Source organism: Microbacterium barkeri (genome assembly GCF_027921765.1).
Taxonomy (GTDB): domain Bacteria; phylum Actinomycetota; class Actinomycetes; order Actinomycetales; family Microbacteriaceae; genus Microbacterium; species Microbacterium barkeri.
Map to the genome: position 1 here is coordinate 1 of NZ_BSEJ01000017.1, position 18,416 is coordinate 18,416.

Sequence of the window (18,416 nt, forward strand, 5' to 3'; positions counted from 1 at the left end):
TCCGACGCGCTTCCCGCGCCACCTTGTCGATCGCCAAGTGCGTGCTTCCTTTCGTAAGGAGAACCAGCACCCCTTACACACACCATTTGACACGCTCGACCACCAGCGACCCGGCCACCAGGGCCAGCGACCCGGCCACCACGGACCGGCGACCCGGCCACCGGGGGCGGGTGGTGGCACGGCGAAGGCCCCGAGCCGGAGCCCGGGGCCTTCGCGGATGGCCTACTCGCCCTGGGGCGGGAGGGCGGCGATGAGGGGGTGGTCCTTCTCGATCACGCCGACCTTCGACGCACCGCCGGGCGACCCGATGTCGTCGAAGAACTCCACGTTCGCCTTGTAGTAGTCCTGCCACTCGTCGGGCAGGTCGTCCTCGTAGTAGATCGCCTCGACCGGGCACACCGGTTCGCACGCACCGCAGTCGACGCACTCGTCCGGATGGATGTACAGCGACCGCTCGCCCTCGTAGATGCAGTCGACCGGGCACTCATCGATGCACGCGCGGTCCTTGACGTCGACGCAGGGGAGCGCGATGACGTACGTCACGAGCGTGCGAGCGCGTCGGCGCGCGAGATCTCGACCTGCTCCTCGCGGGGCACGACCTTGACGCGCTCCCGCTGGTGGCGGTGCGTCTCGCCGAGCGTGCGCTCGTGCGCGTCGAGGGCGAGCCATCCCTGCCACGTGGTGTACTCGACGTCGCGCTCGTCGAGGAGCGCGACGACGTCGTCGGCCGCGGGGGCCGTGAGCGATCCGGCGGCCGCGTCCTCGACGAGGTGCTCGACCGTCTCCATCGCGTCGGACTTCGTGTGGCCGATGAGGCCGACGGGCCCGCGCTTGATCCATCCCGTGGCGTACAGGCCGGGAACGCCGTCGACACGGCCCTCGACGTTCGGGATGACGCCGCGGGCGGCGTCGAACGGCGCGCCCTCGACGCGCGTGCCGTAGTAGCCGACGGCGCGGTACACGGCCTGCAGCGGGTAGTCGACGAACGCGCCCGTGCCGACGACCCGGTCGCCCTCGACGCGCGTGCGCTCGAACCGCATGCCCTCGACGCGCTCGTCGCCCAGCACCTCGGCGGGCGCGTGCCAGAAGTGCAGGTGCAGGCGGCGGGGAGCGCCGGTGAGCTCGCGTCCGCGCCACGAGTTCAGCGTGCGGAGCATGATCTTCATCTGGTTGTTCGGCGCCGCGGCCGGGTCGACGCCCTCGAAGTCGGCGTCGTCGAGCACGATGTCGACGCCGCGCACCTCGCCGAGCTCGCGCAGCTCGATCGGCGTGAACTTGATGTCGGCGGGTCCGCGACGGCCGAACACGTGCACATCCGTCACCGCCGAGCCCTCGAGGCCCTCGAGGACGTTGTCGGGCACCTCGGTCGAGCGGAGGTCCTCGGGCAGCTTCGCGAGCACGCGGGCGACGTCGAGTGCGACGTTGCCGTTGCCGATGACCGCCACCTGCTGCGCGTCGAGCGGCCAGGTGCGCGGCACATCCGGGTGGCCGTCGAACCACGCGACGAAGTCGGCGGCGCCGTACGAGCCCGCCTTGTCGATGCCGGGGATGTCGAGGGCCGCGTCGCGGATGGCTCCGGTCGCGAGGATGACGGCGTGGTACCGCTCCTGGAGCTCCTCGATCGACACGTCGCGGCCGACCTCGATGTTGCCGAGGAAGCGGATGCGGCCCGAGTCGAGCATCTCGTGCAGCGAGTTGACGATGCCCTTGATGCGCGGATGATCGGGGGCGACTCCGTAGCGGATGAGTCCGTAGGGCGCGGGGAGCGACTCCAGCAGGTCGATCGAGACCGATCCGCCCGCCTCCTCGACGGCGTTCGCGAGGAGGTTGCCGGCGTAGATCCCGGCAGGGCCCGCGCCGACGATCGCGACGCGCAGGTTGTCGAGGCTCACAGGGCTGCCTTTCGTTCGGAGTCGCGACGCACGGCGTCGACGAGCTCGGATGGTGCATAGGGGCTGAGGGTGACCACGTCGCCGATGACGACGACGGCCGGATTGCGCACCTTCCGCTGAGCGGCCTGGTGCGCGATGGTCTGCAGGGTGCCGAAGGTGACGCGCTGCCGGGGCCCGTATCCATCCTCCACGATCGCGACCGGGCAGTCGCCGCCGCGGCGGCCGGCTCCCAGCACATGCGCGGAATGGGGGAGGGTGCCCACGCCCATGAGCAGCACGACCGTGTGGTCGCGGCCGCCGCCGACCTCGTCGATCTGATCGTGCCCGGAGACGACCGTGAAGGAGGTCGCGAGCCCGCGGTGCGTGAGGGGGATGCTCGCGATCGCCGGCACGGCGCTCGCGCTCGTGACGCCCGGCACGACCTCGACGTGCAGGCCGGCCTCGCGGCAGCGGAACAGCTCCTCGCCGCCGCGGCCGAACACGAAGGGGTCGCCGCCCTTGAGCCGCACGACGTCGCGCCCGGAGAGGGCGATCTCGACGAGGAGCTCCGAGATGGCCTCCTGCGGGATCGGATGGTGGCCCGGCGTCTTCCCGACATCGATGACCTCCGCACGGAGCTCGATGCCCTCGGCAGCGAGGCCGTCGAGCACGCCGCGCGCGCCCAGGCGGTCGGCGACGATGACGTCGGCGCTCTCGAGCGCGCGGAGGCCGCGCACGGTGAGGAGGCCGGCGTCGCCCGGACCCGCTCCGACGAGGGTGACGCGCCCCTCGCGGCGCGCGGTCTCAGTCACGGACGGTGCCGGCGGCGATCGTGTGGCCGTCGGCGGGCCGGATGACGAGGAACGAGCCCGAGTGGCGGGACACGCTGTACGGCTCGAGGGGGAGCGCCTCGGCGAGGCGGATCCGCGCGCGGCCGATCTCGTTCGCGCCGAGCTGGTCGGCCGGCACGTGCGCGAGGGAGTCGAGGTCGCGGCGCTCGACGATCTCGTCGACGATCGCCTGCACGGTCTTCGTGCCGTGCTTGACGAGCACGCGGGCACCCTGCGTGAGGGGGCGCTCGTCGAGGAGGAACAGCTGCGCGTCGATCTCGCGCGAGAGCTGCGGCGGGGCATCCTCCGCCACGATCACGCTGCCGCGCGCGGCGTCGACGTCGTCGGCGAGGCGCACGGCGACCGACTGCGGTGCGGCCGCCTCGTCGACCTCGACGCCCGCGATCTCGACCGCGGTCACCGTGGTCGAGATGCCCGCGGGCAGGACGCGCACGCGGTCTCCCGCGCGCACGGTTCCCGACGCGATGCGGCCGGCCGACGCGCGGTAGTCGCGAAGGCGCTCGACGGCGTCGGGGTCGGTCGCGGCGATCTCGGGCGAGACGCCGCCCTGCGGGCGCAGGACGATCTGCACGGGAAGCCGGAACGGCTCGAGCTCGCGCTCCTCGGCGTCGGCGGCCGGCAGCTGCTCGAGGAGCTCGAGGAGCGACGGGCCCGTGTACCAGGGCGTGCGCGCCGAGCGCTCGACAATGTTGTCGCCCTCGAGGGCGGAGACGGGGAGCACGTGCACATCGGCGACGCCGAGCTCGTCGGTGACCTCGCGCACCTGGCGCTCGACGGGTGCGAAGGCGTCCTCAGCGAAGCCGAGGAGGTCGATCTTGTTGACGGCCACGATGACGTGCGGGACGCGCAGGAGGGCCGTCACGGCGAGGTGCCGGCGGGTCTGCTCGAGCACGCCCTTGCGACCGTCGATGAGCACGACGACGGCGTCGGCCGTCGTGGCGCCCGTGACCATGTTGCGCGTGTACTGCACGTGGCCGGGGCAGTCGGCGAGGATGAAGCTGCGCTCGGCGGTCGCGAAGTAGCGGTAGGCGACGTCGATTGTGATGCCCTGCTCGCGCTCGGCGCGCAGGCCGTCGGTGAGCAGCGCGAAGTCGATGCCGTCTGCGCCCGCGAAGCCGCGCTCGCGCGAGGTGCGCGCGACCTGCTCGAGCTGGTCCGCGAGGATGGCCTTGGAGTCGTGGAGCAGCCGGCCCACGAGCGTGGACTTGCCGTCGTCGACCGACCCGGCGGTCGCGAATCGGAAGAGGGTGGAGGGGGCGAGCGTGCTCATCAGAAGTAGCCGTCCTTCTTGCGGTCTTCCATCGCCGCTTCGCTGATCCGGTCGTCGGCGCGGGTCGCGCCGCGCTCGGTGAGGGTCGACACCGCCACCTCGGCGACGATGTCCGAGATGCCCGAGGCGGCCGACTCGACGGCGCCCGTGCAGCTCATGTCGCCGACCGTGCGGTAGCGCACCGTGCGGGTCTCGACCGTCTCGTCGGCGCGGGGCTCGGAGAACGGGCCCACGGCCATCCACATGCCGTCGCGACGGTAGACCTCGCGCTCGTGCGCGAAGTAGAGGGGCGGCAGGGCGATGCCCTCGCGCTCGATGTAGCGCCAGATGTCGAGCTCGGTCCAGTTCGAGATCGGGAAGACGCGCACGTGCTGGCCGGGCGTGTGGCGGCCGTTGTAGAGGCTCCAGAGCTCGGGGCGCTGGTTGCGCGGGTCCCACTGGCCGAACTCGTCGCGGAGGGAGAAGATGCGCTCCTTGGCGCGCGCCTTGTCCTCGTCGCGGCGCGCGCCGCCGAAGACCGCGTCGTGCTTGCCGGCCGCGATGGCGTCGAGCAGCGGCTGCGTCTGCAGCGGATTGCGGGTGCCGTCGGCGCGCTCGAGGAGGCGCCCGTCGTCGATGTAGTCCTGCACGCTCGCGACCTCGAGCGTGAGGCCGAGGCGCTCGACGGTCTCGTCGCGGAAGCGGATGACCTCGGGGAAGTTGTGCCCCGTGTCGACGTGCAGCACGGGGAACGGCACGCGCCCGGGCAGGAACGCCTTGGCGGCGAGGTGCAGCACGACGACGGAGTCCTTGCCGCCCGAGAAGAGCAGCACGGGGCGCTCGAACTCGGCGACGACCTCGCGGATGACGTGGATGGCCTCCGCTTCGAGCAGGTCGAGCGTGCTCAGGCGCGTGGCCGGCGCGGCGGCGGTCGCGGTCAGGGTGTCGCTCATGTGTGGAGTCCGCATTCGGTCTTGTCGAGTCCGGCCCAGCGGCCGGAGCGGGGGTCTTCGCCCGGGGCGACGGGCTTCGTGCAGGGGCGGCATCCGATCGAGGGATAGCCGAAGTTGAGCAGGAGGTTCATCGGCACCTGGTGGAGCGAGGCGTAGGCCTGCAGGTCGTCCCACGTCCACGCGGCGACCGGGTTCACCTTGACGAGGCCGTTCTTCGCGTCCCACGTGACGAGCGGCGTGTTGACGCGCGTGGGCGCCTCCTCGCGGCGCACGCCCGTGAACCACACCTCGTAGCCCTGCAGGGCGTCGTGGAGCGGGGCGACCTTGCGCAGCGCGCAGCACTGGGCGGGGTCGCGGGCGAAGAGGTCCTTGCCGTGCGCGGCGTCCTGCTCGGCGACGGTCTGCTCGGGGAGCACGTCGACGATCCGGACGTCGAGGCGGCGCTCGACCTCGTCGCGCGTCGCGACGGTCTCGACGAAGTGGTAGCCCGTGTCGAGGAAGAGCACGTCGACACCGGGCAGCTGCTCGGCGACGAGGTGCGGAAGGGCGGCGTCGGCCATCGAGCACGCGACGGCGACGGCGCCGAGGCCGAAGTTGCGCGCGACCCAGTCGACGACCTGCGCGGGCGTGGCCTCGTGGTCGGTGAGGCTGCCGAGTTCGGCGGCGCCGGCCTCGGCGAGCGCCTCGAGCTCGGCGGCGGAGCGGCGCGTCTGCAGACGCGGCGCGAGGCTGACGGTCATCGCAGGACCTCCTCATCGACGCGGTGTGCCCACTGCGCGAAGCTCTCGTCGCCCTCGCGGCTCTCCGCATAGCGGGTGGCGAGGCGCTCGACGTAGTCGGCGATGCCGGTGGCCTCGACCTTGAGCCCGCGCACGGTGCGGCCGAGGCCGGCCTCCTCGCGGTCGTGCGCGGTGAGCCCGCCGCCGAGGTGCACCTGGTAGCCCGGGACCTTGTTGCCGTCGTCATCCGTGATGATCTGGCCCTTGAGCCCGATGTCGGCGGTCTGGATGCGCGCGCACGAGTTGGGGCAGCCGTTGATGTGCAGGCTGAGCGGCGCGGGGAGGTCGACCCCCGCGAGCCGCTTCTCGAGCTCGAGGACGGCGATCCGCGCGTTCTCCTTCGTCTCGACGATCGCGAGCTTGCAGAACTCGATGCCCGTGCACGCGATCGTGCCGCGGCGGATGAGGCTCGGTCGCGCGCTGAGGCCGAGCTCGTCGAGCCCGGCGATGAGCGACTCGACGCGGTCCTCGGCGATGTCGAGGAAGACGAGCTTCTGGTGCGGGGTCGTGCGCAGCCGTGTCGAGCCGTGCGCCTCGAGCAGGTCGGCGAGAGCCGCGAGCTGCGTGCCGGACGAGCGCCCGACGATGGGCGTCGCGCCCACGTAGAAGAGGCCGTCCTTCTGGCGGTGCACGCCGATGTGGTCGCCGGGGGTCGGCGGCTTCGGAGCGGCGGGGCCGTCGGCGAGGCGGTAGCCGAGGTACTCGGTCTCGAGGACCTCGCGGAACTTCTCCACGCCCCAGTCGGCGAGGAGGAACTTCAGGCGCGCCTTGTTGCGGAGGCGACGGTAGCCGTAGTCGCGGAAGATGCGCGCGACGCCGTACCAGACCTCGGCGACCTGGTCGGGGGAGGCCCATGCGCCGAGGCGCTCACCGAGGCGAGGCACGGTCGACAGCGCGCCGCCGACCCACACGTCGTAGCCGACGCCGTGCTCGGGGTGCTCGACGGCGACGAACGCGACGTCGTTGATCTCGTGGACGACGTCCTGGCTCGGATGGCCGGTGAGTGCGGTCTTGAACTTGCGCGGGAGGTTGGCGAGCTCGGGGTCGCCGATGAACCGGCGCGTGATCTCGTCGATCTGCGGGGTCGGGTCGATGAGCTCGTCGGCCGCGATGCCCGCGACGGGCGAGCCGAGGACGACGCGGGGGACGTCGCCGCACGCCTCGGTGGTCGACAGGCCGACGCTCTCGAGGCGGCGCCAGATCTCCGGCATGTCCTCGACCTGCACCCAGTGCAGCTGGATGTTCTGGCGGTCGGTGAGGTCGGCCGTGCCGCGCGCGAAGTCGTTCGAGATGCCCGCGATCACGCGCAGCTGCTCGGTCGTGAGCTGGCCGCCGTCGATGCGGACCCGCAGCATGAAGTACTCGTCCTCGAGCTCGTGCGGCTCGAGGGTCGCGGTCTTGCCGCCGTCGATCCCGGGCTTGCGCTGGGTGTAGAGGCCCCACCAGCGGAAGCGGCCGTGCAGGTCGGTCGGGTCGATCGAGGAGAAGCCGCCCTGCGCGTAGACGGTCTCGATGCGCTCGCGCACGTTGAGGCCGTTGTCCTCCTGCTTGAACTGCTCGTTGGCGTTCAGCGGCTCGGTGCCGTCGATCTTCCACTGCCCGTTCGGCTTGCTCGACGGGCGAGGCGGACGGATGCGCGCCCCGCGCGCCGCCGCCGGTGCGGCCTGCGTGCCGGTCTCGCTCAAGGTCATGCTCGTCTCCCGCTCGCTCGATGTGGGTCGAGCTTAGGGAGCGGAGGGTGAGGGGCTCGCGCGCATGCGCAACAGACCGTCACACGCGGCGAAACAGAGCGTCACATGACGCAACGCGGGTCGTCCTCGGGGCCGCAGCGCGGCCATCCGATCAGCCGTGCGACTCGCGACGGATGGCGGATACGCCGCACGGCGGATGCCGCGCCGCGCGCCGGCCCGTACCGTGGAGGGGATGGACGGCGCCGGAACGAGCACGAGCACGCCCCTGCGCACACGGTGGCGGGGGCTCTTCCGACGCGTGTCGGCGGCGCAGTGGATCCTCGACGGCTTCACGGGCGCGTTCTTCCTCCTCTTCGCGGCCGTGCTGCTGCCGACCTACGACGACGGCTTCTCGTGGATCGGGGGCGCCGCGACGCTCGCGCTCATGACGACCGCGCTCATGCTGAGCCGCTGCGCACCGGCGCTGTCGCTCGCGGTCGCGTGGATCGGCGCGTTCGTGCAGATGGGCACGGGGCAGCAGCCGATGGCGGCGAACGTCGCGATCTTCGTCGTGCTCTTCGCGGTCGCCGCCTACGGCTCGCGCGTCGTCTTCTGGGTGGGCTTCGCCTCGGCGTGCGCGGGGGCGCTCTGCGTCGCGCTGTACCTGTTCGTCTTCGGCCCCGCGATCGCGGGCATCGGCTACGTCGGATACGTCGGGGGAGCGAGCTCGCCGCTGCAGGCGGTGCTGTCGCTCATGCTCGTGTTCGGCGCGGCGCTCTTCAGCCTGCTTCTGGCCTGGACGCTCGGCGCCCTCTTCCGCGTCGTCATCCGAAACCGCGAGACACGGCGCGCGCAGCTGCTCGCCGAGGAGCGAGCCACGGCGGAGGAGGAGCGCGGGCGCATCGCGCGCGACATGCACGACGTCGTCGCGCACTCGCTGGCGGTGGTCATCGCGCAGGCCGATGGCGCCCGGTACGCGGCCGCCGCGGACCCCGAGGCCGCGACCCAGGCGCTCGCGACGATCAGTCAGACCGCGCGCTCCGCGCTGTCGGATGTGCGGATGCTCCTGACCCAGCTGCGGCATCGGCAGGCCGAGGGGCCGCAGCCGACGATCGCCGACCTCGAGCAGCTCTACGCGCACGTGCGCGCCGCGGGCGTCGACCTCCGGGTGACGGTCGACCCCGCTCCGCCCGGCGAGCCGCCCGCGTCCGTGCAGCTCGCGGTCTACCGCATCCTGCAGGAGGCGACGACGAACGCGATGCGGCACGGCGACGGCGGGCCCGTGCACGTCCATCTCGCGTGGCTGCCGGGAAGCGTCGCGCTGTCGGTGCGCAACCGGAGGGTCTCGTCGGACACGCGTCCGGTGCCGGTCACGACGGCGCGGACGAAGGTGCTCCACGCTCCGCCCGTGCAGTCGGCGGGCCACGGGCTCATCGGCATGCGCGAGCGCGCCGAGCTCGTCGGCGGCCGGTTCGATGCCGGCCCGCAGAGCGCCGACTGGGTCGTGCAGGCGACGCTCCCCGTATGACCCGCCGGGCCCGGCGCGCCCCGATCCTGCATGTCTCGTTTCGTGCGGGTATGGCGCCGGGAAAGCCGGGGAAAGTGAGACACGTGCGGGTGCGTGAAAGAGTGGAGCGAGGAAGGGGAGACGGATGATCAGGGTCGTGCTCGTGGATGACCAGGCGCTGTTCCGCGCCGGGATCCGGATGGTCGTGGCGTCGCAGCCCGACCTCGAGGTCGTCGGCGAGGCGGGCGACGGGCAGGAGGCGATCGCCGTCGTGCGGGCGACCCGTCCTGATGTCGTCCTCATGGACATCCGCATGCCCGTCATGGACGGCCTCGCCGCGACCTCGCACCTCCTCGCCGAGCCCGACCCGCCCAAGGTCGTCATGCTCACGACATTCGACCTCGACGAGGCCGCCGCGCGCGCGATCCGGGAAGGGGCGAGCGGCTTCCTGCTGAAGGACGCCGACCCCGAGTTCCTCCTCGCGGCGATCCGCACCGTCCATGCCGGGTCGTCGGTCATCGCGGCATCCGCGACACGGGAGCTCTTCGCGCACTTCGCGGAGGCGCCGCGGCCGGCGCCGCCCGCGTTCGGCGAGCTGACCGACCGCGAGAAGGAGATCTTCGCGCTCGCCGCCCGCGGGCTCAGCAACGCCGAGATCGCCCAGCGCGAGTTCCTCAGCGAGGCGACCGTGAAGACGCACATCAGCCGCATCCTCACGAAGCTCGCCCTGCGCGACCGCGTGCAGCTCGTCGTCTTCGCGTTCGAGCACGGCCTGGCCTGAGCATCACGGTCGCGGCTGCCGAGCTGCCGGCGCCGCTCGGCAACGACCTGCTCGACCCGTGCATGCGATAATGCATGCATGGTCGCCATCCAGATCCGCGACGTCCCCGAGGAGACGCGCGCCGCGCTCGCCGCGGAGGCGGCCGAGCGCGGGGTCTCACTCCAGGCGTACCTGCGGCGGGTCCTCGACGAGGAAGCGCGCAGGCACCGGAACGCGTCCTGGCTCGCCCAGATCCGCTCGCGAGTCGCCGGGCAGGAGACGCGCGCGTGGGAGGGCCCGTCGATGGCTGAGCTCATCAGGCGCGATCGCGAGCGCGACGAGCCGGGCTCGGCATGACGCTCGTGGTCGACGCCTCGGCGTTCGCTGACGTGATCGGCCGTTCTCCGAAGGCGCTGGCAGTCATCGATGTGCTCGCGACCGATCCGCACTGGGCCGTTCCGGAGCACCTGCGTCTCGAGGTCGTGAGCGCATTGCGAGGGCGGCTGCTCGGCGGGCACCTCTCCGCCGAGGATTTCCGCGAGGCCGTCTCCGAGGTGTCGCGCGCCGAACTCGATGTGCACGCGACCGGGCCTCTGCTGTCGCGGATCGTCGACCTCTCGCCGAACGCGAACCCCTACGACGCGGCGTACGTCGCTCTCGCGGAGCACCTCCAAGTGCCGCTCATCACGACCGACGCGAAGCTCGCACGCATCCCCGGCGTCGGCTGCGAGGTCCGCGTCATCTCCTGAGGCGCGCGGGATCATCCTCGCGATGTAGCCGGATGAGCCGGGCGGGCGATGACCGCGACGGGGGTCGGTTCCTAGCGTCGTAGGCATGGAGATCACGACCACCGACATGGGGCTCGCCGCGCGCGTGCAGCAGCTCACCAAGCAGTACGGCGCTGGCGAGAACGGCGTCCGTGCTCTCGACGGCGTCAGCGTCGGCATCCGACGCGGCCAGTTCACCGCCATCATGGGGCCGTCCGGCTCGGGAAAGTCCACGCTCATGCACATCATGGCGGGGCTCGACGCGCCGTCGAGCGGACGCGTCTGGATCGGCGACACCGAGATCACGGGGATGCGCGACGAGGAGCTGACGATCCTCCGTCGGCGCCGCGTGGGATTCGTCTTCCAGGCGTTCAACCTCGTGCCGACGCTCGACGTGCAGGCCAACATCCAGCTCCCGTTCGACCTGGATGGCCGCAAGCCGTCGAGCGCCGAGCGCGCGCGCATCGACGGGCTCATCGAGACGCTCGGCCTCGCGCCGCGCCTGCGCCACAAGCCGCACGAGCTGAGCGGCGGGCAGCAGCAGCGCGTCGCGATCGCGCGGGCGCTCGCGACGGCTCCCGACCTGCTCTTCGCCGACGAGCCCACCGGCAACCTCGACTCCCGCACGGGGCGCGAGGTGCTCGCCCTCCTCGCCGCCGCGAGCCGCGAGCACGGCCAGAGCATCGCGATGGTGACGCACGATCCGTTCGCCGCGAGCTACGCCGACCGCGTGCTCTTCCTCGGCGACGGCCGCATCGTCGCCGACAAGCCGCGGCAGACGCCCGAGCAGATCTCGGTGCACATGCTCGCGGCGGAGACCGCTCCCGCGACGTCGGCCATCCCCACGGCGGGAGCCGCGCGATGACCGCGGTCGCCGCGGCACCTGCCCGGACGGCCGCAGTCCGGCCATCCGCTCGGCTCGCCTTCCTGCGCGAGCGCGGCATGGGCGCGAGCGTGCTCGTCGCCGCGCTGTCGGCGGCGTTCGGCGTGACCCTCGTGACGACGACCGGCTACATCGGCGCCGTCCTGCAGAACGACCCGTACATCGGCGACTCCGAGACGCTCGCGATCGTCGTCGCCATCCTCAGCGTGCTCCTCACCGCGGTCGCGATGTACGTCGCCGCGGTCGTGACGGCCAACACGTTCTCGACGATCGTCGCGGGTCGCGTGCGCCGGATCGCCCTCATGCGCCTCATCGGCGCGTCCGCGCGCTCGCAGCGCTCCGAGGTCGGCCGCCAGGGTCTCGTCGTCGGGGCGATCGGCGCCCTCATCGGGCTGGCTGCGGGCGTGGGGCTCTCCTACGCGGGAACGGCGCTGGGCGATCGGCTGCTCGGCGTCGCAGGGCACGGCTACGTCGTCGCGCAGCCCGTGCTCGTGCTCCCCGCGGCGATCGTCGTGCTCACGACGTGGGCGGCCGCGTGGGTCGGCTCGCGTCGCGTGCTCACCGTCACGCCGCTCCAGGCGCTCGGCGGCTCCGTCGAGCGGACGCACGACGCGGTCTCGCAGCGCCCCGCGCGCAACGTGCTCGCGATCGTGCTCTTCGCGATCGGCGCCGTGCTCCTCGGGGTCGGCGTCGTGGGCGGCTTCGTGACGCCGCTCGGCGTCCTCCCGGCCTTCGCGGGCGGGCTCCTCTCGTTCACGGGACTCGTCCTCGGCGCGACGACGGTCATGCCCCCCGTGCTCCGGATGGTCGGGCGCTGGTTCGGCAGGTCCGCGACCGCGGTGCTCGCGTCGGAGAACGCACTGCGTCATCCGGAGCGCTCGAGCCGCATGTCGATCGGCGTGGTCATGGGCGTGACGCTCGTGACGATGTTCGCCGTCGCGACCGAGACCGCCAAGGCGGTGCTCACGGCGAATGCGGGCGGCGCGCTCGACAGCGAGTTCTCGGTGATCATGGACACCTTCGCGAACATCATGATGGGCCTCGTCGCGGTGTCGGCGGTCATCGCCGCGGTCGGCCTCGTGAACCTCCTCACGATCGGCGTCGTGCAGCGGCGCCGCGAGCTCGGGCTGCTGCGCTCGCTCGGCCTCTCCGGGCGCCAGGTGCGCGCGATGGTGCTCCTCGAGGCGACGCACATCACGCTCGCCTCGCTCGTCACGGGCCTCGTGCTCGGGATCGCCTACGGATGGGCCGGGGCGCAGTCGCTGCTCGGGTCGGTGCCGGCGTATCCCGGCGGCCCGGCCGGCTCGCTCGTCCTGCCCGCTGTGCCGTGGGCGCCCGTGCTCGCGATCGTCGCCGCGATGGCCGTGCTCACCGTGGTCGCGGCGGTCACGCCGACGCGACTGGCCACGAGCATCGCACCCGTCGAGGCGCTGGCCGCCGACTGACAGGAGCTCAGCCGGCCTCGGCCGCGTCCGCCTCCGGATCGAACGCCCACGTGCGGGCGAGCTTCCGCAGGCGGACGCCGCGCACCTGCCACATCGCCCACAGCGGCAGCCAGAGCAGGGGAGCGGTCGGCCCGCCGATCGTGAGCCGCTCGCGCCACAGCGTCCGGCCATCCGCCGTCGCCGAGACCGCCATCTGGTGGTCCCAGACGTCGAGCGAGCCGAGCGGACCGGTGAGCGGCATCCCCACGTCGCGGAGGATGCGGACGGCGCCGCCCTCCTTCTCGCGGTCGACGGTCGCGATGAGCTGAGAGCCGAGCGGGATGGCCCCCGTGTCGAGCTGGACCGCCGCGTCCGACCCCGACTCCCACTGGAGCGGCATCGGATCGGCGCCGAGCGGCCGCATGCGCACGATCGGGCCGTAGAGCTCCGCGAGCACGGCGGGCGAGTGCAGCGCGCGCCAGGCGGCGTCGGCGTCGCAGTCGAGGACGAGCTTCTGCAGGATCCGCATGCTCCAGTGTCGCACCGGGCGGGGGCTCACGCGCGGGACGACTCCCTGGCCATCCGCAGCTCGGGGAGGGGCGTGCCGTCGGCCGCGTCCTCGACGCGCTCGACGCCGTCGAGCGCGAAGCCGTGCTTCTCGTAGAAGCGGATGGCCCGGGCGTTGCCCGCGAGCACCCACAGGTAGGCGGGGCGGTCGCCGATCGCCTCGCGGATCAGCGCGTCGGCGACGCCCGAGCCGTGGCGATCGGGGTCGAGGTAGAGCGCGTACAGCTCCCGCTCGGCGGGCGGCTCGGGATCGCGGGCCGGGCCCGACGACGCGAACCCCAGCACGCGTGGCCCCTCGAGCGCGATCCATGTCGGATTGCGGTTCTGCCGGAGGATGCGCTCCCACCGCCGAGCCCGTGCGGGCACCGACAGACGCGAGAGCGTCTCGGCCGGCAGGAGGTGAGCGTAGGCGATGCGCCAGGTGCGGATGTGCACCTCCGCGAGCCCTCGGGCGTCGTCGGGTCGCGCTCGCCGGATCTCGATCGTCGTCTCCACCTCAGCACGATGCCGCATCCGGCGACGCCCGCGCCAGGGGCTTGCGCCGAGCACTCGGACGGTCGGGGAGAATCGAGGGATGGCCTCCGCGTTCGATCAGTCCTCGTATCAGGTGCGCTTCGACTGGGGAGTCGACGGGCTGCGGCGCCTCGCGCCCGCCGACGTCGTGATCGTGGTCGATGTCATCCGCTTCACCTCGAACGTCGCCGCCGCGGTCGCTCGCGGCGAGCAGGTCGCGCTGGCCGACGCGCACGCCGTCTCGATCAACGGCGCCGCGGTCGCGCAGGCCGCCGCTGGGCTGGAGCACGCACCGGTCGTGCTCGCCGGGGCGCTGCGCAACGCGGCGGCCGTCGGCCGCGCCGTGCTCGCCGAGCAGGAGCGCCGCGGCGCCCGAACGAGCATCGCCGTCATCGCGGCGGGCGAGAGGGATGGCGCCGGGCTGCGGTTCGCGGTCGAGGACCAGCTCGGCGCGGGCGCCGTGATCGCCGCACTGTCGGACCTCGGCATCGACCACTCCTCGCCCGAGGCCGTGGTGCCGGCCGAGTCGTTCCGGGCGCTCCGTCGCGCGGTGAAGCACCTGCTGACCGCGAGCGGCTCGGGCCGCGAGCTTGACGGCGACCCACGGCACGCCGACGTGAAGCCCGCCGCCGCGATCGACGACCTCGACATCGTGCCCGTGCTGCGGGACGGGGTGTTCACGGCCCTGGACTGAGGGGCGCGGCCCTGTTCAGGTCGCAGTTTTGGCCGCTATTCGGCCGTTTGGGGACGGTTACTGCGACCTGGGCGGGGTGGCGGGGTCGGGGCCCTATTCAGGTCGCAGTTTTGGCCGCTATTCGGCCGTTTGAGGACGGTAACTGCGCCCTAGGGCGTGTTGCTAAAGGGGTGTCGGTGGCGCGCGGGTGACGCTTGAAGCGTGTCGCGTACTGAGATCTCCGATGAGGCCTGGGCTGTGATCGGCCCACTGTTCCCGGTCGCGAAGGCGACGGGCCGACCGCCGGTGGACCGGCGTGCAGTGGTCGAGGCGACCGCATGGCGTTACCGGACCGGGGCTCCGTGGCGGGATGTGCCGGAGCGGTTCGGGAACTGGAACACGATCTACAAGAACTTCAACCGCTGGTCGGAGCAGGGCGTGTGGGCGCGGGTGCTCGAGAAGGTCCAGTCGCTGACGCATCTGCGCGGCGAGCTCGACTGGATGGCCTCGATCGACTCGACGATCGTGCGCGTGCATCAGCACGGCGCGACCCTGAAGCGGGACACAGGGGGCCGGGTCGAACTACAAGAAGTTCGGGGCCGAGCCTCCTGATCACGCGATCGGCCGCTCCCGCGGCGGGCTGACGACGAAGAATCACCTGGTCCGCGACGGGAAAGGCCGCGCGCTCGCGTTCGTGCTGACCCCGGGCAGGCCACGGACACGAGCATGCTGAATGACACGCTCTCCGAGATCCGCGTGGCCGGGCACACCGGCAGGCCGAGATCGCGACCGGATCGGGTGCTCGCCGATAAGGGCTACCCGTCGAAGGCGAACCGGGCCTGGCTGCGCGAACGAGGCATCGCCACGATGATCCCCGAACGCGACGACCAGATCGCCCACCGCCGCAAACGGCCAGGCCGGCCCATCGACTTCGGGCGCGAGCAGAAGGAACGTTACAAGCGCCGCAACGTCGTTGAGCGCTGCTTCAACAAGCTCAAGCAGTGGCGCGGCATCGCGATGCGCTCAGACAAGACCGCCCGGAACTATCACGCCGCCATCTGCCTCGCCGCGACCCTCCAATGGGTTTAGCAACACGGCCTACTGCAAGGTCCGCATCGACCACCGCGTCGTCTCCCAAGCCGTTGTCGTCGCGATCGGTGTCGCCGCCGATGGCCGCAGGGTCGTGCTCGGCTTCGACGTCGGTGACAGCGAGACCGAACAGTTCTGGAAGCAGTTCCTGCGCTCGTTGAAGACCCGGGGGCTTTCCGGGATGAAGCTGGTGATCTCCGACGCCCACGCGGGGCTGAAGAAGGCTGCAGCGACGGTGTTGCAGGGCGCGGCCTGGCAACGCTGCCGCGTCCATTTCATGCGCAACGTCCTCACTGCCCTGCCAAAGGGCCGTCAGGAGATGGTCGCCAGCGTGATCCGCACGATCTTCGCCCAGCCCGACGCCGAGCACATCGACGCCCAGTTCGACGAGGTGCAGCGCATGATCGAGCGCGTCCACCCCAAGACCGCCGGCATGCTCGCCGACGCCCGCGACGACATCCTCGCGTTCAAAGCGTTCCCTGCCCGCCGTGCCCCTCCCCTCACCGTCGCGCGAGGGCGCGCATCGTCGGCGCCGTCGCGCCGGCGAGATCCCGCCACAAGCCGTAGGCCTCGTCGTATCGTTCGACGAGAGGGGGCACGGGATCGATCGTGTCGCCCGCGCGCACCACCTCGAGCGCCTCCGGCCAGGCCGCGAACGATCCCGCTCCCATCCCGGCCGCGAAGGCGGCGCCGAGCGACGCACCCGGGTGGTCACGCACCGTGCGCAGCGGCGTCGCCAGCACCGAAGCGTGAATCTGCTTCCACAACAGCGAGGTCGCACCACCGTTGGTCACTGTCGCCGATGTCAGCGCCACCCCGCGCGAACGCAGCACCTCGGCGTTGTGACGGAAGCCGAAGGCGATGCCCTCCAGCGCGCACCGATACACGTCCGCCCCATCGTGACCGAGATGCAGGCCCGCGAACACACCCCGCACGTCCGGGTCGTTCAGCGGGCTCTTCTCGCCGAGGAAATACGGCAGGCAGAGGATCTCCGCGGCCTGCCGCTCGGCTGCCACCGCATCCATCGACCGCAGATCGTCGATGCGCAACACCGACTGCACCCACCGCACCAGGCTGCCGCTCGTCGCCATGCACCCGTTCGGCAGCCACAGCCCGGGAACAGTATGCGCATCGAGGAAGAACCGCTCATCGACCACTGGCGCATCCGTGACGGCGAGGATGTCTCCCGCGCCGCCGAGCTTCACCAGCCAGTCCCCCGCCGCGGCGAGTCCTGCACTGTACGCCGAGAGCACGTGGTCCGCCCCGCCCACCACGAGCGGGACGCCCGCCGGTAGCCCGACCCGGTCGGCGACCGCCGCACTCAGCCCTCCCACGACCTCCCCGGAGACTCGCACGGGCGCGAGCCGATCGGCGAGCCCCGGAACCGCCTCGGCCATCGGGGCGAACACCGCGCCGTCGAGATCGAACAGCCCCGACTCGAGCGCCCAGTTCGCCTCCACGTGCAGCGCAGCGCCGAGCTGCATCAGCACCCAGTCGTACGAGCCGACGAGTGCACGGGTACGACCCCACGAGTCCGGCTCGTTCGCCGCGACCCACATCGCCTTCGGCGCCACCGACTGCTGGCTCGGAACCGACCCGGTCGACGCCAGCGCGCCCGCATCCGCGGTCTCGTCCGCCAGCATCCGCACCTCGTCCCTCGCGCGCGCGTCGTTCTGCAGGATCGCAGGACGCACCGGCTGCCCGTCCTCGTCGACGAAGACGAGGGACGGCACCATCCCGGTCGTCGCGATCGCGCCGACCGCACGCCCGCCGGCGCGAGACACCACCTCCGTCAACGCGGACAGCACGTTCTCGCGCCACTGCGCCGGGTCCGCCTCCGCCCACCCCGGATGCGGCGAGCCGAGCCGGTTCGCCCGGGTGGCCTGCGCGACCACCCCCACGCCGGGGTCGACCAGCACCACCTTCACCCCGGTCGTGCCGATGTCGATCCCGACGAGCAGGCGCTCCGTCATCCGTTCTCCCGTTCCATCCGCTGCGCGTTCCGCCGCACTCTACGCGTGGGCGGCGTCGACGAACCGACGCGCGCGGTCGGCATCCACCGGGTTCCAGGTGTAGCCGTCGACCTTCAGCGACGACCCCACGATGCAGCCGTCGGCGATCGTCAGCATCTGCGCGATCGTCTCGGCCCGCGCCCCCGTGTTCAGCAGCACCGGTACCTCCGCGGGAACCGCCTCTCGCACCTCTCGCAGCACCGAGGTGTCAGGCCCCGCACCTGCCATCGGGCCCGAGACCAGGATCGCATCCGACAGCGACGAGACCACGGTCGACTTCGCGATCTGCGCGAACGACCGCGACCCGATCGGCGACGCGAACTCCGGAGAGATGTTCATCAGGACCGCGACCTCGGTCGCGTCGAGGCGACGCCGCTCCCGCAGCGTCTCGGCCGCATCCGTGTTCCACAGCCCCATGTCCGACTCCCAGACGCCCGTGACGACCTCACGGAGGAAGGACGCCCCCGTGGCGACGGCCGTGGCCAGGGCGATCCGCGGATCCCAGAGATAGTCGACGCCGAACGGGATCGACGTCGGCCGGCACTCGGTGACGACCCGCGCCATCACCGCGGCCGCCTCCGGCCCCGCGTGCAGCTGATACGGGCGGTCGTTCTCGTTGCAGAACATGACCGCGTCGAAGCCGGCATCGACGAGCACGTCGACATCACGCCTGACGTGCTCGACGAGCGCATCGACGCCGCCCTCGGCGTCGTACAGCGGGGTGCCCGGCAGCGCCGGAACGTGCGCCATCGCGACCAGCGGCGTGTCGGTGTGCGGAAAAAGGGCGCGAAACAGAGAGGTCATGATGCTCCATCACTCGATTGAAAGGAAAAAGTCAGCGGCGCGGG

General features: G+C 71.9%; 18 protein-coding genes and 2 pseudogenes. 9 read left to right on the top strand and 11 right to left on the bottom strand.

From position 1 onward, the window contains the following. Window positions 1–222: 222 nt before the first annotated feature. The 7 genes from fdxA to PKE79_RS14550 are packed head-to-tail and all read right to left on the bottom strand — an operon-like array spanning window position 223 to window position 7,394. Complete coding sequence (gene fdxA / locus PKE79_RS14520) at window positions 223–543, bottom strand: ferredoxin (protein ID WP_271172157.1); 321 nt, start codon at window positions 541–543, stop codon at window positions 223–225. Continuing rightward, window positions 540–1,892: an FAD-dependent oxidoreductase gene (locus tag PKE79_RS14525; RefSeq protein ID WP_271174427.1), complete on the bottom strand. Its 1,353-nt coding sequence runs from the start codon at window positions 1,890–1,892 to the stop codon at window positions 540–542. Before PKE79_RS14525 ends, fdxA begins: the two co-directional genes overlap by 4 nt. After that, complete coding sequence (gene cobA / locus PKE79_RS14530) at window positions 1,889–2,683, bottom strand: uroporphyrinogen-III C-methyltransferase (protein WP_309299977.1); 795 nt, start codon at window positions 2,681–2,683, stop codon at window positions 1,889–1,891. Before cobA ends, PKE79_RS14525 begins: the two co-directional genes overlap by 4 nt. After that, window positions 2,676–3,992 (bottom strand): sulfate adenylyltransferase subunit 1, encoded by a 1,317-nt coding sequence (locus PKE79_RS14535; protein ID WP_271174428.1) that lies wholly within the window; start codon window positions 3,990–3,992, stop codon window positions 2,676–2,678. The genes cobA and PKE79_RS14535 overlap by 8 nt, the downstream gene beginning before the upstream one ends. Further along, window positions 3,992–4,924, bottom strand: coding sequence for a sulfate adenylyltransferase subunit CysD (gene cysD, locus PKE79_RS14540; RefSeq protein WP_271174429.1), 933 nt, complete (start codon window positions 4,922–4,924; stop codon window positions 3,992–3,994). Before cysD ends, PKE79_RS14535 begins: the two co-directional genes overlap by 1 nt. Continuing rightward, window positions 4,921–5,664: a phosphoadenylyl-sulfate reductase gene (locus tag PKE79_RS14545; protein WP_271174430.1), complete on the bottom strand. Its 744-nt coding sequence runs from the start codon at window positions 5,662–5,664 to the stop codon at window positions 4,921–4,923. The genes cysD and PKE79_RS14545 overlap by 4 nt, the downstream gene beginning before the upstream one ends. Further along, complete coding sequence (locus PKE79_RS14550) at window positions 5,661–7,394, bottom strand: nitrite/sulfite reductase (RefSeq protein WP_271174431.1); 1,734 nt, start codon at window positions 7,392–7,394, stop codon at window positions 5,661–5,663. The genes PKE79_RS14545 and PKE79_RS14550 overlap by 4 nt, the downstream gene beginning before the upstream one ends. Before the next feature lie 232 nt (window positions 7,395–7,626). On the opposite strand from PKE79_RS14550, the gene PKE79_RS14555 reads away from it, so the two are divergent. From PKE79_RS14555 to PKE79_RS14580, 6 genes are all read left to right on the top strand, one after another. Beyond that, a complete protein-coding gene (locus tag PKE79_RS14555) occupies window positions 7,627–8,901 on the top strand; it encodes a sensor histidine kinase (protein ID WP_271174432.1) in 1,275 nt (424 codons plus the stop codon). 124 nt (window positions 8,902–9,025) lie between these two features. Further along, window positions 9,026–9,661, top strand: a complete 636-nt coding sequence (locus PKE79_RS14560) for a response regulator (protein WP_271174433.1) — start codon at window positions 9,026–9,028, stop codon at window positions 9,659–9,661. Window positions 9,662–9,739: 78 nt separating this feature from the next. Continuing rightward, window positions 9,740–9,997, top strand: a complete 258-nt coding sequence (locus PKE79_RS14565) for a FitA-like ribbon-helix-helix domain-containing protein (RefSeq protein WP_271174434.1) — start codon at window positions 9,740–9,742, stop codon at window positions 9,995–9,997. Then, on the top strand, window positions 9,994–10,389 hold the full coding sequence (locus PKE79_RS14570) for a type II toxin-antitoxin system VapC family toxin (protein ID WP_271174435.1): 396 nt from the start codon (window positions 9,994–9,996) through the stop codon (window positions 10,387–10,389). Before PKE79_RS14565 ends, PKE79_RS14570 begins: the two co-directional genes overlap by 4 nt. An 85-nt stretch (window positions 10,390–10,474) precedes the next feature. After that, the gene (locus PKE79_RS14575) at window positions 10,475–11,272 is read left to right on the top strand and encodes an ABC transporter ATP-binding protein (protein ID WP_271174436.1); all 798 of its coding nucleotides are present in this window, start codon (window positions 10,475–10,477) and stop codon (window positions 11,270–11,272) included. Then, a complete protein-coding gene (locus tag PKE79_RS14580) occupies window positions 11,269–12,735 on the top strand; it encodes an FtsX-like permease family protein (RefSeq protein ID WP_271174437.1) in 1,467 nt (488 codons plus the stop codon). The genes PKE79_RS14575 and PKE79_RS14580 overlap by 4 nt, the downstream gene beginning before the upstream one ends. Window positions 12,736–12,742: 7 nt before the next feature. Here PKE79_RS14580 and PKE79_RS14585 read toward each other — a convergent pair whose 3' ends face one another. Then, window positions 12,743–13,243: a hypothetical protein gene (locus PKE79_RS14585; protein WP_271174438.1), complete on the bottom strand. Its 501-nt coding sequence runs from the start codon at window positions 13,241–13,243 to the stop codon at window positions 12,743–12,745. Window positions 13,244–13,269: 26 nt separating this feature from the next. Then, on the bottom strand, window positions 13,270–13,776 hold the full coding sequence (locus PKE79_RS14590) for a GNAT family N-acetyltransferase (protein WP_271174439.1): 507 nt from the start codon (window positions 13,774–13,776) through the stop codon (window positions 13,270–13,272). Window positions 13,777–13,855: 79 nt separating this feature from the next. On the opposite strand from PKE79_RS14590, the gene PKE79_RS14595 reads away from it, so the two are divergent. The 3 genes and pseudogenes from PKE79_RS14595 to PKE79_RS14605 form a co-directional block, all read left to right on the top strand. Next, a complete protein-coding gene (locus PKE79_RS14595; protein WP_271174440.1) occupies window positions 13,856–14,488 on the top strand; it encodes a 2-phosphosulfolactate phosphatase in 633 nt (210 codons plus the stop codon). A gap of 201 nt (window positions 14,489–14,689) precedes the next feature. Further along, window positions 14,690–15,556: pseudogene (locus PKE79_RS14600) on the top strand (IS5 family transposase). 16 nt (window positions 15,557–15,572) lie between these two features. Next, a pseudogene (locus PKE79_RS14605) lies at window positions 15,573–16,037 on the top strand (IS256 family transposase); the annotation flags it as partial. A 19-nt stretch (window positions 16,038–16,056) separates the two neighbouring features. On the opposite strand, the gene PKE79_RS14610 reads toward PKE79_RS14605, so the two are convergent. Both PKE79_RS14610 and PKE79_RS14615 read right to left on the bottom strand, forming a co-directional pair. Next, window positions 16,057–17,529, bottom strand: a complete 1,473-nt coding sequence (locus tag PKE79_RS14610; protein WP_271174441.1) for an FGGY family carbohydrate kinase — start codon at window positions 17,527–17,529, stop codon at window positions 16,057–16,059. Between the two features lie 39 nt (window positions 17,530–17,568). Beyond that, complete coding sequence (locus PKE79_RS14615) at window positions 17,569–18,372, bottom strand: BtpA/SgcQ family protein (protein WP_243226795.1); 804 nt, start codon at window positions 18,370–18,372, stop codon at window positions 17,569–17,571. Window positions 18,373–18,416 lie beyond the last annotated feature (44 nt).